Origin of the sequence: Flavobacterium sp. 28YEA47A, from assembly GCF_041262125.1 — a bacterium.
Taxonomy (GTDB): domain Bacteria; phylum Bacteroidota; class Bacteroidia; order Flavobacteriales; family Flavobacteriaceae; genus Flavobacterium.
On the sequence record NZ_JBGCCI010000005.1, the window covers coordinates 83,869 to 99,440 of the forward strand.

Consider the following 15,572-nt stretch of genomic DNA (forward strand, 5'->3'; position numbering starts at 1 on the left):
AAATTAAAATGTCTTGAGAAGAATACGATACAAGGAAGTCAGGAAAGTACAGCCCAATTATTTTGAATATACCGGTATCCATAATACAGATTCGGTTGAAATGCAGCTGTTTGTATATGATGATTTAGGCTATGAGGAATACAAGAAAGTTTCTCTTGATCGTGTACGCAAAGAAATTCAAGATCCGTTGCAGGCAGAGGATGTCAAATGGCTTAACGTGCACGGACTCCATGATGTAAAACTAATCCAGGACATTGGCGAATTATTGAACATCCAGAATTTTATTATTGGCGATATACTCAATGTTTCGAGGAGAACTAAAATGGATGAGCTTGACGAAGTTCTTTTTTTTAGTATCAAATCTATTCTTCAGGAAGAAGAATCAGCTGTGGTCAGGGTAGAACAGATCAGTTTTTTGCTGAAAGACAATCTTTTGGTTTCTTTTCAGGAAAAAAAGAGCGACTTTTTTACCCATATAAGAGAACGTATAAAAACGCATAGTGGCATTGTCCGAAAAAAGAAAAGCGATTATCTGCTGTATCTTTTGCTGGATGCTGTTATGGAAAACTTTTTTATTACAATCGAAAGCTACGAAAATGGTATTGAGGCGTTGCTTGTAGAAGCCAAAAACAGTTATAAATCTGTTTTTCTGGAAAACATAGAAAAGGAGAGAGAAAATCTGAATTTCCTAAAACGTTCTATCATCCCGTTGCGTGATGCACTATTTAATCTAAAAACACATCAAAATGATGATAGTTTCGATAGCATTGAAAAATCCAATTATGCTTTTTTTGAACGTCTTTACCAAAAAAGTCTTGAGCTCCTGGAACAGATTGATTACGACTTAAAGTCATTGGATAGTGCTTCAAACGTATTCTTTTCTTCCCAAAGCCAGCGCATGAATCAGATTATGAAAACGCTGACTATATTTTCTGTGATTTTTATGCCGCTTACGTTTATTGTGGGCGTTTACGGAATGAATTTCGAAAACATGCCGGAACTGAAAATGGAGAATGGCTATTTTGTAGTCCTTGGCGTAATGTTCCTAACAGTACTTGGAATGGTCTATTATTTCAGAAAAAAACACTGGTTCTAAAACTACCTACTAAAAATCATCAATTATCCTCTCCCAACTTATGAAAAAATTTAAAAGCGATATTTCAGGCAAAGAATTTCCGGAAACTGAAAGAGTTACAGCCAATCTGGTTCGTAAATCCATATTAGACTTTATAAAACTGGATCATCCTGACTTTGAAGATGATAAATGCATGTCAATTGGAGAGCTTCATTCCTTCCGTGAAAAATATATTGCTGAAATGCTTCTGAAAGAAACCGGTGAGCTTTCTGAAATGGAGCATACCGTATTAAAGGCATTAAATGACAACACGATTTTGGCAGACAAATTGGATGATGACATCCAGGAGTTTACATTTGGACAGAAGATTGCCGACAAAGTAGCTACTTTTGGCGGAAGCTGGACGTTTATTCTTTCGTTTATGGCTTTTCTTTTTCTGTGGATTGGCAGTAATGTACTCTTTTTATTAGACAAAGGTTTTGATCCATATCCGTTTATCCTTTTGAACCTCATTCTGTCCTGTATTGCAGCTTTGCAGGCGCCTATCATTATGATGAGCCAGAACCGACAGGAAGAAAAAGACCGCGAAAGAGCTAAAAAAGATTATATGATCAATCTGAAATCAGAACTGGAAATCAGAATGCTCCATGAAAAAATCGACCACCTTTTATTACATCAGGAACAATCATTGGTTGAAATTCAAAAAGTCCAGATGGATATGATGGAGGACATTTTGAAAAAGATTGAAAACAAAAAACACCAATAGTCAAACAGAGATATTCCTAAATCGTAGTGAAGCTGCTATTAAAAGTTACAGTAGCGCAACAGAAAAAAGTAAAAAATGCTGGCAAAAGATTTCGACCTGTTTAAACAGAAATACAAAGAAAACTGCAAGACTGAGAGCTCAAATCCTGCCATTCTGGAATTGTATTCGTATATATTAAAAAACGAGGTTATAGATAGTGATGTATGGATAGTTGGAGGCGGAAATGATACAGTAGTCAGAATATTAGAACGGTATTTCTCAGATGAAGATTGGAAAGAACTCGAACTTGAATTAGAAAATTGGACTACGAATCAATTGGAAATATTTACGGAATGCATTGTAGAAGGAAGTACAGAAAGTGACAGTGATGATTTGAATTCTACAATAATGAACAGGTTCTATCTCCTAAAGAAATTATTAGTTATTGGAGAACAAAGAGACAGGTTTAGGAATGACATTTTCTTAAAATTAATTGACAATATTGAATTTCTAAATAAGTGTAAATCCATAACATTTGAGGAAGCCACTGAGGTTGCAGGTTATTTTGACTATTCTGAAAGAATAAAAGACGAAAAATATAAAGATGATATAACAACAATTATATTAAAAGCAATGATAGAAAAATCAGGCAATTAATGTAATTGTTATTTGTAGTCAGTTTGTTAGCGGTTATTCGGATATTCCTGTATCCAATGAAATCCGGTATTGACCAGGCGGTAATCTTTTAATGTTTTTTTAGTAAATTCTGCCTGAATGTCTTGCTGACCAAATTTTCCTTTTAAAAGAAATGTTTTTGGCGTTTTTTCTTCATAATGTAATACAGAGACTTGTGCTGTATCCTTGTACGATTTAAACTCTATTGTATTTTTAATCGTGTCAATTTTTAAAGTATAGTAGCTTGTGCTGTCAGCTTCGGTACGGATACTGCCGAAATTTCCGGAAATATGCAGCCTATTCCATAGTATGTTTTTGTCTTCAATCTTTTTCAGCGAATCGTTTTCAGATGTATAAAAAGCGGTTGTATGATAGCTGCCTTTTAGCGGTGCTTCTGGAGCCAATGAACCATTGGTACGCATATAATCAACACCCATGAGAATAATATCAGCGGTGAAGCCTAAAACCAATAGTGTTTTTCCAATACTTCTTGCTCTAACCTTCCATTTGTTTTCAAAAACCAGTTTGCAATGGTCGAGGGTTTCCGTCTTGTTGAGAATGAAAAAATTATATAGCTTTCTCAAATTAGGTAGCAGTATGATGATTGAAATAATCAAAAGGTGACTTGAGAATAACTTGACAGGAACGTCAAAGCAGAAATTCATCAATACTACATTGCTCATTACCGCCACACTAAGCAGGGCACCCAATGTTTTGGTATTGTGAAAGAGCAGTAAAAAACCGGCTCCTGCTTCCATAATTCCGGTAAAGCCTCCATATATTTTAGAATGTCCCATAAATGTCCAGAGCAATCCCATTGGAGTAGCATCACCAAAATTTTCTTCCAAGCGACCATAATCATGAAAAGCAAACTGTCCTTCGACAAGCTTGAATATACCATAGATAACGAGATACGGTCCGACATAATAACGGGCATATACGATGAGCCAGTAATACAGTCTGTCGTAATTGATTCTTTTTCTGGTAATAAAAAAGAAAATAATTGAAGCAAGTAAAGCTAATAATACATAAGTGAAAAGCCTTACGTAATCAAAAGTAGTATCGCCGCTGCCAGTGTTAAGTATCTGTTGCAAATTTTTGATTTGCAGTATGTTTTTCCCAACCCATAAGTTTATGATGTTGACAGCGTCCTCATACCAGTCCGTTAGGATATTGACTCCAGGAATCTGGCTGAACGGAAAAGGAAACATATAAAAAAACAGATAGAAAATAAGAAACAAGGTAAAAAACTTGCGGGCAGGCGACCATTGTTTCTCAGTTAGGGGATGAGTTGTGATCATATGTATTTGATTGATGATGATTACGAATATAAAAAAAAATTGAAATAGAAAGAGCTTGCAGAAAGATTTTTAGGATGTTAAATAAAATGCAAAAATTTGATTGTAGTATGTATGCATGTGTTTGATTGAAAATAAAAAAGCCTGAAGTAAAACTTCAGGCTTTTTAAACAACCACCCTTTCAAGGTTTCTAACCTTGAAAGGGTTAGAAAGATTATTTCAAACTTCCCACCATGTCTTCCGGCTTCACCCAAGCATCGAAATCTTCAGGAGAAACATAACCAAGACGAACGGCTTCTTCTTTTAAAGTAGTACCGTTTTTGTGTGCTGTTTGTGCAATTTCTGCTGCTTTGTAATATCCAATCTTAGTATTTAAAGCTGTTACAAGCATTAATGAGTTGTCAACCAATTCTTTGATTCGAGTATAGTTTGGCTCAATACCTTGTGCGCAGTGCTCATCAAAAGAAACACAGGCATCACCTAACAAACGTGCAGATTGCAGGAAGTTAGAAGCCATCAACGGCTTGAATACGTTTAATTCATAATGACCTTGAGTACCTCCAATTGTGATAGCTACATCATTACCCATTACTTGAGCGCAAACCATTGTCAAAGCCTCACATTGTGTTGGATTTACTTTTCCTGGCATGATAGAAGAACCTGGTTCGTTTTCCGGAATAAGAATTTCCCCAATTCCTGAACGTGGACCAGAAGCCAACATTCTTACATCGTTTGCAATTTTGTTTAATGATACAGCCAGTTGTTTCAAAGCACCGTGTGTTTCTACAATAGCATCGTGAGAAGCTAAGGCTTCAAATTTATTAGGAGCCGTCACAAAAGGATGTCCTGTGAATTTTGCGATATATTCTGCTACTTTTACATCATAACCTTCAGGCGTATTTAACCCGGTTCCTACGGCTGTTCCACCCAAAGCTACTTCAGACAAGTGTGCCAATGTATTTTTAACAGCTTTTAATCCGTAGTTCAATTGAGCTACATAACCTGAAATTTCCTGGCCTAAAGTCAATGGTGTCGCATCCATTAAGTGCGTACGGCCAATTTTCACCACATTTTTGTAGGCTTCTGCTTTGGCATGAAGTGTATCTCTTAATTTTTCTACACCTGGAATTGTTACCTCTACAACTGCTTTGTAAGCAGCGATATGCATTCCTGTTGGATACGTATCGTTAGAAGATTGCGACTTGTTTACATCGTCATTGGCTTTTACGAACTGATCGCCTTCGCCAATCTTGCCTCCAGCTAAAACCTGTGCTCTGTTTGCAATTACTTCATTAACGTTCATGTTGCTTTGTGTACCTGAACCGGTCTGCCAGATTACCAAAGGAAATTCTCCTTCCAACTTGCCAGCCAGAATTTCATCACAAACCTGAGCGATAGCATCTCTTTTTTCTACTGGTAAAACTCCCAGGTCATGGTTAGCAAAAGCAGCCGCTTTTTTCAAATAAGCAAAACCTTCGATGATTTCTTTTGGCATGGAAGCCGACGGGCCTATCTTGAAATTGTTTCTTGAACGCTCCGTTTGAGCTCCCCAGTATTTTTCTGCAGGAACCTGCACTTCTCCCATCGTGTCTTTTTCTATTCTGTATCCCATTGTATTGTAATTTGTTTGTTGTTATATAGTATTCATTCTGTTATACTCGGTTAGTTTTTCGACCAAAATCTTTTTAAGACTTTTATGTGTCGTCTCAAGGCTGTTTGCCGATATGCTTACGGCTGCTCCAAAAGATTTGTAATTAGCAGACATGACCTTACGCTTAAAGCTGCTTTTTTGGGAAGCAATAAATTCTTCAGGATTTTTCATGACAATAACGACAGAAGCCTGGCCTGCATATGATGTTTCAGTGATGGCTGTAATTTGTGTCCATCGAATAAATCCGGCACTGATACCGCTCGAATTATCCGTGATTCCTTCAGGCGAAATGATTAATCCGTCCGATTGGGTGGATAATTTTTTTATGATTACGATAGTAAGAAAGCCAAAGAAAAGAATGGATATGATACCGACGATTAATACGGCAAGAGGAAATCTCAAAAAACTTGAATCTATTTCCTGATGTTTAACTACCATCCAAATTCCCAGAATAACGAATAGGAAGGAACTCAGCAATGCGAGTACCATTTTTTTCCGACTCAGTTTTATGATTATCCTTTCAGAAGAAGTTTCCATCTCGATATAATTAGTTGGCTGACAGAAATTCACGTTACTATTTTAAAAAAAACTTTTGAGAGATTTTTTAATAGCTTACTGAAAGCCAGCCCAAAAATAAGGATTATAAGTAGGTTTAAAAAATGATTTAAAAATTATTTTTGCTGTTTTTATTGGTCAAAATGAATATTACAACTATCTTTGACAGGTATTCAAAAAATTCCGGAAAACATGTTTGAATTTCAACAGTATTTAGGTTTCTTACTTTTCTTGACTATTTTAACCATCGGCTTCTGGTTGATGATTTTTTTAGTTAGCCTTCTTCCATATTGGATTGGCGGTGCTCTTCTTGAGAGATACAAAGAAAGAAAGAACAAAAAGAAAGAGTAGTTCAGTTAGATCTGTACTCAAAATAAAAAGGGAACCAATTTGGTTCCCTTTTTTTATGGAAAAGCCTCCGTTGCCAGAGGCTTTTATATTATCCGCCCATATATTCTTCACCGCCGTTATCGCCGTCGGTTCTCTTAGGCTGTTTTTCTCTTTCGTTTTTCTTTTTGTTGAAACGGTAAGTAAAAGAAAGCGTAATCTGTCTTTCTCTCCACTGCATTTCAGAATAGGCATTTTGTGTTGCCAGGTTGGTTTCTGTAATTCTTTTTCTGGAATTGAAAAGGTCATTTACGTTTAATGCAACTGTTCCTTTATCTTTCAATACATCTTTGCTGAACGCCATGTTAGCACTGATGATTCCTTTTGATCTTCCTTGTGCATTGGTTTGAGGTGCATTGTAAGTAGTGTTGGCCTGCCAGTCGATTCCCAAAGGAAGGTTGATTTTTGAATTGATTCGGGCAAACCAGGAATAAGCCGTATTGCTGAAATCGATTGTCTGTGAATTGTTGGATAAGTCAGTATATGTATAATTTCCTTTAGTCTGGTTTCGGAACAGGTTGAAGTTACTGTTCAATCTCCACCATTTGTATGGGTTGTAAGATAGCGTAAATTCAAAACCAAAACGATCTTCAGAACCAACGTTTACCGGAGAAGTTACTAAAGTAGAAATACCATTGATGATTTCTGTATTTCTTACATACTGTACAGCATCTTTTGTTCTGTTAAAATACATGGAAGTATTAAAAGTCAGTTTTCCAAATTTGTTCAGATAGCCAAAATCAAGAGCATCAGTCATTGACGGATCTAAATCCGGATTACCTCTAAATAGGTTGATATTACTCGATAAGCTCGAAAACGGGTTGATAGAACGGGAACGAGGTCTTGAAATCCTACGGCTGTAGCTTAACGAAGCACTGCTGCTCTCATTGAATTCATACGTTAAGAATGCACTTGGAAAGAAATTGTTGTATCTCTTGTTCTTGTATATGTTTTGAGTCAATTGGTTGATATCGATATTAGAATCTTCCCAACGCAAACCTACCAAATAGGACATTCTGTTGATCTTAGTACCAAACTGGCTGTAAAACGCGTTTACTTTTTCTTTATATTCCAATGTGTTAGTAAACTGCGGATCATTTTCCCAGGCACCTGATCCATAGTTGAAATTCTCAACAGAATAATCGGTCAAAAGATTATTGAAATTTCCACGATATCCGGCTTCAAACTGGCTTTTTTCACCAATTGGCAATACATAATCTGTCTGAAGTAATGATCGGTTTTGTTTCTGGATGTTACCCGTTCTTTGATCGCTTATTGCAGTGCCATCCAATACATTTCTACTAGGAATATCTGAGTTTTCATCGTCGTCACTTTGTGAAAAGGAAAGGTCAACGGTTAACTGATGTCCATCTTTTTTGAATTTTTTGATGAAATTTGAAGAGAAATCAACGTTTTCATCTTTTTCAGACTCCATATTGAATCGGTTGGTGATACTTTGCAGATTCATCGCTGGATCATATCGGTATTGGAAAACATTATCCGGGTTCTCGCCAGAACTTCTTCTATATGATAAAGTATTTGTCCAAGTAGTCGATTTGTCCAGATACCATTCCACACCGAAGACTCCATTGTAACTTTTGCTCAATCTTTCGTTGTTTCTTCTTTCTTTTAAGTAACCTGTAATATCTCCGTTTTCATCCAGATATTCCGTATCTGTCATAGAGTTCCCAGGCCCTTTTCTGTAGCTATATCCTTGTGTAGTGAAAAGGTTGAATTGTTCCGTTTTATAATTAATCGTTCCGGTAAATCCGTGATTGGCAGGATCTCCGGTTGTAGCGGTCACCGTACCGTTAATACCTTGATTTTTTCCTTTTTTCAGGATGATGTTAAGAATACCGGCACCACCTTCAGCATCGTATCTGGCAGAAGGATTCGTAATAACTTCTACTTTATCTACAGCATCAGCAGGAAGCATTTTTAAAGCATCTGCAATATTGATACCTGCTAAACCGGAAGGTTTTCCATCAATCAAAATTCTCACGTTTTCATTACCACGAAGACTTACATTTCCTTCAACGTCAACAGAAACAGAAGGAACGTTGTCTAAAACATCGCTTATGGTTCCGCCCTTGACAATCATATCCTGTCCCACGTTATATACTTTTTTATCTAGTTTGATTTCTACAGTCGAACGTTCTGCACGAATTTCAACAGCATCAAGCATTTCGGCTTCAGCTTCTAAAGCAATCGTTCCAAAATTTTTATCCTCCTGTATGGCCAGCTGTTTTATTTCGATTGGTTTGAAGGAAATGAATTCAAACTTCACATCATAAGTACCTGCATTTGCTTCTATTGAAAACTCACCATTCTCGTCAGTCATTCCTCCGGTTATAACATCGGGACGCCTGGAGTTTTGTAGCGTTACCGTAGCATATCCCAAAGGTTGAGAAGTTGACTTTTCGGTAATTTTACCTGTGATTTTTACTTTTTTAGCCTGCGGCCTTTCCTGTGCGTAGCTGAGAAGTGAAACGGATAGCAATAGGAGGGTTATTGCAAATTTTAGATTTTTCATTAACTAGAATGTTGATTATTTAGCTTAAGACAGCAAAAGTAGGCTTTGGTTTAAGCCTGATTTCATAAAGGTTTGTTAAATAAAACTATTTGGCTTTCTTAGAGAATTTCCAGTATTTTTTCTGGTGGTCGGCCTATGGTGGCTGTTTTGCCATTAATCACGATTGGCCTTTCAATCAGAATTGGATTTTCAACCATTATTTTGATAATTTCTTCATCAGATAATGTTTTGCCTTTAAAGTTTTGTATCCAGATTTCTTCCTTTTGGCGTACCAGTTCAATAGGTGATATTTTCAAAAGTTTTATAATGGATTTGAGTTCTTCGGTTGTAGGAACTTCTTTAAGATATTGGATAACTTTAAACTCTTTTCCGGATTTTTCAAGCAGGCTAAGCCCTTCTCTTGATTTTCCGCATCGAGGATTGTGATATATCGTAATCATAGTGTTCAGATTTAAATAAACCGCAAAGAAAAGAAATGCAATTTAAAAATAGATGATTATATCATAACAATTGAATAAATTAGAGGACGAATAATATACTAAACTAAAACTGAAGATATGTTTATAGCTCAAGGCTTTAAGAGTAAAGGGAATACATTTGGGAGATATATTATAGGCTCGATTATAGTAATCATTGCTTCTACACTGGGGCAATTTCCGCTTATAATTGCTGTCGGAATAAAATCTTTTGAAGAAAACAAGGGTTTTCCAACCGATCAGACTGAGTTGTTAACCTCTCTTGATTCGAACCTGACGCTTTTCCTGATGATGATTTCATTTATAGTTGCTTTGTTGGCCTTGTTTTTTGTTGTGAAATATTTGCATCAGCAGAAATTTATTGAAGTAACTACTTCACGACCAAAAATGGATTGGAAACGCTTTTTCTTTTCGTTTGGGCTTTGGGCAACGATTATGATTGTCATGACTATAGTTGCCTATTATGTTTCACCACAGGATTATGAAGTTAATTTTAAGCCGGTTCCCTTTGCCATACTGGCTATTATCGCTATTGCCCTGATACCGTTACAGACCAGTACCGAAGAGTATATTTTTAGAGGCTATCTTATGCAAGGTTTTGCACTTTTGGCAAAAAACAAATGGTTCCCATTGCTAATGACTTCCCTAATTTTTGGACTGCTCCACATCATGAACCCGGAAGTTGAAAAAATGGGCTATATTATTATGATATATTATATAGGTACAGGTTTATTTCTAGGTATTTTGACATTGATGGATGATGGTATTGAATTGTCACTTGGATTCCATGCTGCGAATAATTTAATCGGAGCTCTGCTCTTAACATCAGACTGGTCGGTTTTTCAGACGCATTCCATTTTAAAAGACCATTCAGAACCTGCAGCGGGATTTGATGTTTTACTTCCTGTTTTTATACTTTTTCCAATTCTTTTATTTATCTTTAGTAAGAAGTACCAATGGAATAATTGGAAAGAGAAATTGACCGGAACCATTCCGGATAGCCCAATAACAGAGAACACCTACCACAATAATCAATTTGAAAAAAACGATGGACAATCCAACCTATTATAATGTACACAACCGTTTTAAGCTGAATGGCTTTCACTTAGACAGAGATGATTTATGCCGTGTCGCCTATAGTTTCATAAAAGAAGGTGAAGCCTTTGAAAGACCGGTTGGTGCTTTTTTATTGGATTGGTTTGATGAGAAAGACTATATCGAAATGACGACTTCAGGAACCACCGGAACTCCCAAAAAAATAAGAATTAGCAAACAGGCTATGGTAAATTCGGCCTTAGCTACCGGAGACTTTTTTGAATTGGTTCCAGGTAATAAGGTGCTTCATTGTCTTCCGGCAAAATATGTAGCAGGAAAGATGATGTTTGTCAGAGCTTTTATTTTAGGGCTGGATATAGACTTTGTAGAACCTACTTCAACGCCTTTAGAAAGAAACGAGGAAACTTATGATTTTGCTGCTATGGTTCCGATTCAGGCGCAACATTCATTAGATAAGCTCGGACAGGTAAAAAAACTGATTATTGGTGGTGCCAAAGTTAGTTCTGCTTTGGCTGAGGAACTCAAAAAAATCCCTACAGCGATTTATGAGACCTATGGTATGACAGAAACCATTACGCATATAGCCGCTAAAAGAGTAGGAGAGGAAGCCTTTCAGGTTTTGCCGGGCATAAAGGTTGCTGAAGACGAAAGAAGTTGTTTGGTCGTAAATGCACCGGCAATTTCAGAAGAAGTAGTTGTGACGAATGATGTCGTTAAAGTATTGAATGACCATGAATTTATTTGGCTTGGCCGAATGGATAATGTTATAAACAGTGGCGGAATAAAACTTTTTCCAGAACAGATAGAAGAAAAATTATCACATAAGATTGACCGTCGATTTTTTATAGCTTCACAGGAAAACGAAGAACTAGGAGAGAAACTGGTTCTTGCCGTAGAAGGTGATCCCTATGTAATTGATGATGAGGCTTTCGGTGAGCTTGGCAAATACGAAAAACCAAAAGTAGTATTGTTTATTCCGAAGTTTTTAGAAACACCGACAGGGAAAGTATTACGAAGAGAAAGTTTATCCAGTATATAAAAAAGAGCGCCATTAGGCGCTTTTTTTAATCGTATTTTATTTTTATCAGAAATTTGTAATCGTCAAACGTTACTGTTTCATTATTTTTAATGGATTGGGTTTTCCATTCATTGGTTGCTTCAAGCCGGGTTTCTTTGTTGCCTTGCTTTAGAATAACCGGCATTTTAAAATCAGATACATCTGTAATCCATCTGAATTTTACTTCTTTCTTCTTGAAAACTACTTCTAATTCAGGAATATTTTTGTACTTAAGGTATTGTTCAAAAATTGGAGTTAGGTTTTGGCCCGTTTCAGTATTGAAAAAGGCAATGACAGTTTCGGTATCGATAATCTTATGGCGGTATGTTTCGGAATATTTAAGAAGCATTTTCCACCATTTTTGATCATCATTGACAATATGGCGAAGCGTATTCAGAAGTAGTGCTCCTTTATAATACATATCGTTAGAACCTCTATGATTGACACCGTAGTTGCCAATAATTGCACTTCTGTTAGAAACGCGATTTTTTTGTCCATTAATATATTCCATAGCCTTTTCATAGCCATAAACACATTCTACAAACACCGATTCTGAATAGGTTGTAAATCCTTCATGAATCCACATATCTGCAATGTCTTTTGAAGTAATGCTGTTTCCAAACCATTCATGGCCGCTTTCATGGATGGTAATATAATCGAAAAGCATGCCTATTCCTGTGCCGGAAATATCACTTCCCATATAACCTTTTCGGTATTTATTTCCATAAGCAACAGCGCTTTGATGTTCCATACCTAAATAAGAAGTTTCAACTAATTTATAACCGTCTTCAGCAAATGGATACTTGCCAAATTTAGCTTCGAAACAATCCAGCATCGGTTTTACTTCTTCAAAATGTTTTTTTGCTTTTTCTTCATTTTCAGGAAGAACATAATAATCCAAATCCAATCCGTTATGGCTGTCATGGATATGGACATAATTGGCTATATTGACCGTAATATCATAATTATTAATCGGACTTTTTACTTCCCAATCCCAACGTGTATATCCATTTTTCAGCTTTTCACTTCCTTTAAACCTGCCATTGGAAACATTCATTAATCCATCCGGAACGGCAACTTTTATCGTAGCGCCAAAATCAGGTTCGTCGCTTTGGGAATCTTTTACAGGATACCATAGGCTAGCGCCTGTTCCCTGTACAGCAACTCCAATCCATGGTTTTCCTTGACTATCAGTCTTGAATACAAAACCACCATCCCATGGTGGATATTTTGCAATTTCAGGATTGCCTGAATAATAAAAACGTATGGTTTTGTCGGTTCCGTCAACAACTAAAGGTTTTGGGAAAACAATAAAAACAGCATCGAATTCTCTTTTATATTGTAACGGTTTGCCTTCAAAAAGAATACTGTCAACTTTCATATTCTCGAACAAATCGACTTGGATTTTTTGTGTACTTTTTAAAGTTTTAAAAGTAATGTCATTGTATCCCTTAATTGATTTTTCTTCCGGATTAATGGTAATGTTCAGGTCATAACGCTGTACATCATAACATATTCTTTCAAAAGAAAAACCACCACGAAGCGAGTCTTTCCTGGTGAATTGCTGAGCAAGGCTTTTCTGAAACCCTAGCAAACAAATAAAGAAAAGAAGGTATCTCGTCATTATGGAAGTTTTGAGAGGTTACTGTGGTTTTCGGGATTTGATAATCGTAAAGGTGCGGATTTTTATTTCTCCGGTATTGCTCAGGACTTCTTCTTTTTCAGATACGATGGTGTCAATCTTAAATCCGGAAGTTTCAAGCAATGCTTTTGCCTTTTCCATATCATAAAGCTCGAACCCGTATTTTGAAAAAGGGATTTTTTCCATTACTTCTTTTGGAATAAAAGCCAATATGAATGTACCGTCTGGTTGTAATACCCTAAAAATTTCGTTTAGATATTCCTCAGGATTTTTCCAAAAATAGATAGTATTGGCTGTAAAGATACTGTTGAAGAAAGAATCTGGTTGTGATATCTTTTCTCCGTCAGTAAGCTCAAAAACAGCTTTTTTGGAGGCTGTAAATTCAGAATTGAGTTTTAGGGCTTCTTCAACCATCAGTTCTGATACATCAATACCGTAATATTTTAAATCAGCTTCTTTTTCAAACAAATATTTGATATGGATTCCGTTTCCGGGTCCAATTTCTAAAATGGTTGAATGCGCTTTTATATCAACCTGATCTATGGCATGACGAATCATGTTGTCGTTTGCCACATTCATACTATAGGCTGTCTGTATGCCGCTTTCACCATTCGGATGGCTCAATTGTCCGGCAAGTTCCTGAAGTTCTTTTTCTGAAAGATTCCCCATGTTGACTAATTAGACTTGAATTACACCCAGGTTAAATTGCTTTTCTATTGGAGCATGGTTGGCAGCTTCGATTCCCATGGATATCCAGGTTCTGGTTTCTATAGGATCAATAACAGCATCTGTCCATAAGCGTGAAGCCGCATAATATGGAGATACTTGTGCATCGTATTTCGCTTTTATCTTATCAAAAAGTTCTTGTTCTTTTGCTTCGTCAACTACTTCACCTTTTGCCTTTAGTGATGATGCTTCAATCTGCATTAATACTTTGGCTGCCTGAGTACCACCCATTACAGCCAATTCAGCACTAGGCCATGCAAAGATCAATCTTGGGTCATAGGCTTTTCCGCACATGGCATAATTTCCTGCACCATATGAGTTTCCAACAACAACCGTAAATTTAGGCACAACAGAGTTTGAAACTGCGTTTACCATTTTTGCACCGTCTTTGATGATGCCACCATGTTCTGATTTACTTCCAACCATAAATCCAGTCACATCTTGTAAGAAAACCAAAGGGATTTTCTTTTGGTTGCAATTTGCGATAAATCTAGTGGCTTTGTCAGCTGAATCGGAATAAATAACGCCTCCAAACTGCATTTCGCCTTTTTTGGATTTTACAACCTTACGTTGATTGGCTACAATTCCTACTGCCCAACCGTCTATTCTGGCATAACCGGTAATGATAGTCTGGCCATAACCTTCTTTATACGCTTCAAATTCAGAATTATCGACCAAACGTTTGATGATTTCCATCATATCGTATTGTTCCGATCTGGATTTAGGCACAATACCGTAAATTTCTTTTTCGTCTAAAGCAGGTTTTTCAGGTTGTATTCTGCTGAAGCCAGCTTTGTCGTAGTCACCGATTTTATCTACGATATTTTTTATTTTGTCTAAAGCATCTTTATCATCTTTCGCCTTATAATCTGTAACACCTGAAATTTCGCAATGCGTTGTTGCTCCGCCAAGTGTTTCGTTGTCAATAGTTTCGCCTATGGCAGCTTTTACCAAATAGCTTCCCGCTAAGAAAATACTACCGGTTTTATCAACGATTAAGGCTTCATCGCTCATAATAGGAAGGTAAGCGCCTCCGGCAACACAGCTTCCCATAACGGCAGCGATTTGCGTAATACCCATGCTGCTCATGATGGCGTTATTTCTGAAGATTCTTCCGAAATGTTCTTTGTCTGGAAAAATTTCATCCTGCATTGGAAGGTATACTCCGGCACTGTCTACCAAATAAATGATAGGCAGTCTGTTTTCCATTGCTATTTCCTGGGCGCGAAGGTTTTTCTTTCCGGTAATCGGGAACCAGGCTCCGGCTTTTACGGTAGCATCATTAGCTACTACGACACATTGTTTTCCTTTGATATAGCCTATTTTGACTACAACACCACCAGATGGACATCCGCCATGTTCTGCGTACATTCCATCACCTACAAATGCGCCTATTTCAATACTTTCTTTTTTAGGGTCCAGAAGGTAATCAATTCTTTCTCTGGCAGTCATTTTACCTTCTGCGTGTAATTTTTCTATTCTTTTTTCGCCTCCGCCTAATCTTACTTTTGCGAAGCGTTGTTTTAAATCAGATAATAAAAGTTTGTTGTGATCTTCGTTTTTATTGAAGTTGATATCCATAATGTATAGAGTGTATTTTGCTTATTTTTTTGAGATTGCTAAAATACGAAAACGTTTGCAATAAAAAAGAAATCGGCTTTCTGGAAGTGCCGTCTAATATTATGAAATCGTAAA

The 15,572-nt window shown here is 36.7% G+C and carries 13 protein-coding genes; 5 read left to right on the top strand and 8 right to left on the bottom strand.

Going from position 1 to position 15,572, the window contains the following annotated elements; genetic code table 11:
• Positions 1-13: 13 nt before the first annotated feature.
• The 3 genes from corA to ABH942_RS08525 all read left to right on the top strand — a co-directional run bounded on the left by corA (position 14) and on the right by ABH942_RS08525 (position 2,477).
• Entirely contained in the window at positions 14-1,096 is a 1,083-nt protein-coding gene (gene corA, locus ABH942_RS08515) for a magnesium/cobalt transporter CorA (protein WP_370031035.1), read from the top strand.
• Positions 1,097-1,136: 40 nt separating this feature from the next.
• Positions 1,137-1,841 carry a DUF1003 domain-containing protein gene (locus ABH942_RS08520; RefSeq protein ID WP_370031037.1) on the top strand — a complete coding sequence of 235 codons (705 nt, stop codon included), beginning with the start codon at positions 1,137-1,139 and terminating at the stop codon, positions 1,839-1,841.
• Positions 1,842-1,916: 75 nt separating this feature from the next.
• The gene (locus ABH942_RS08525; protein WP_370031039.1) at positions 1,917-2,477 is read left to right on the top strand and encodes a hypothetical protein; all 561 of its coding nucleotides are present in this window, start codon (positions 1,917-1,919) and stop codon (positions 2,475-2,477) included.
• Between the two features lie 26 nt (positions 2,478-2,503).
• On the opposite strand, the gene ABH942_RS08530 is transcribed toward ABH942_RS08525, so the two are convergent.
• From ABH942_RS08530 to arsC, 5 genes are all read right to left on the bottom strand, one after another.
• Positions 2,504-3,796 (bottom strand): hypothetical protein, encoded by a 1,293-nt coding sequence (locus ABH942_RS08530; RefSeq protein WP_370031041.1) that lies wholly within the window; start codon positions 3,794-3,796, stop codon positions 2,504-2,506.
• Positions 3,797-4,008: 212 nt separating this feature from the next.
• Positions 4,009-5,406 carry a class II fumarate hydratase gene (gene fumC, locus ABH942_RS08535; RefSeq protein WP_370031043.1) on the bottom strand — a complete coding sequence of 466 codons (1,398 nt, stop codon included), beginning with the start codon at positions 5,404-5,406 and terminating at the stop codon, positions 4,009-4,011.
• A 21-nt stretch (positions 5,407-5,427) separates the two neighbouring features.
• Positions 5,428-5,982, bottom strand: a complete 555-nt coding sequence (locus ABH942_RS08540; protein WP_370031044.1) for an STM3941 family protein — start codon at positions 5,980-5,982, stop codon at positions 5,428-5,430.
• Between the two features lie 457 nt (positions 5,983-6,439).
• A complete protein-coding gene (locus tag ABH942_RS08545) occupies positions 6,440-8,920 on the bottom strand; it encodes a TonB-dependent receptor domain-containing protein (RefSeq protein ID WP_370031046.1) in 2,481 nt (826 codons plus the stop codon).
• A gap of 98 nt (positions 8,921-9,018) precedes the next feature.
• Positions 9,019-9,360, bottom strand: coding sequence for an arsenate reductase (glutaredoxin) (gene arsC / locus ABH942_RS08550; RefSeq protein WP_370031048.1), 342 nt, complete (start codon positions 9,358-9,360; stop codon positions 9,019-9,021).
• 117 nt (positions 9,361-9,477) lie between these two features.
• On the opposite strand from arsC, the gene ABH942_RS08555 reads away from it, so the two are divergent.
• Both ABH942_RS08555 and ABH942_RS08560 read left to right on the top strand, forming a co-directional pair.
• A complete protein-coding gene (locus ABH942_RS08555) occupies positions 9,478-10,467 on the top strand; it encodes a lysostaphin resistance A-like protein (RefSeq protein ID WP_370031050.1) in 990 nt (329 codons plus the stop codon).
• On the top strand, positions 10,445-11,491 hold the full coding sequence (locus tag ABH942_RS08560; protein WP_370031051.1) for an AMP-binding protein: 1,047 nt from the start codon (positions 10,445-10,447) through the stop codon (positions 11,489-11,491). The genes ABH942_RS08555 and ABH942_RS08560 overlap by 23 nt, the downstream gene beginning before the upstream one ends.
• 25 nt (positions 11,492-11,516) lie before the next feature.
• Here the strand turns inward: ABH942_RS08560 and ABH942_RS08565 are convergent, their stop codons facing one another.
• The 3 genes from ABH942_RS08565 to ABH942_RS08575 are packed head-to-tail and all read right to left on the bottom strand — an operon-like array spanning position 11,517 to position 15,458.
• Positions 11,517-13,133, bottom strand: a complete 1,617-nt coding sequence (locus ABH942_RS08565; RefSeq protein WP_370031053.1) for a M1 family metallopeptidase — start codon at positions 13,131-13,133, stop codon at positions 11,517-11,519.
• Positions 13,134-13,151: 18 nt separating this feature from the next.
• On the bottom strand, positions 13,152-13,820 hold the full coding sequence (locus ABH942_RS08570; protein ID WP_370031055.1) for a class I SAM-dependent methyltransferase: 669 nt from the start codon (positions 13,818-13,820) through the stop codon (positions 13,152-13,154).
• Between the two features lie 9 nt (positions 13,821-13,829).
• The gene (locus ABH942_RS08575) at positions 13,830-15,458 is read right to left on the bottom strand and encodes an acyl-CoA carboxylase subunit beta (RefSeq protein WP_370031057.1); all 1,629 of its coding nucleotides are present in this window, start codon (positions 15,456-15,458) and stop codon (positions 13,830-13,832) included.
• Positions 15,459-15,572: the final 114 nt, after the last annotated feature.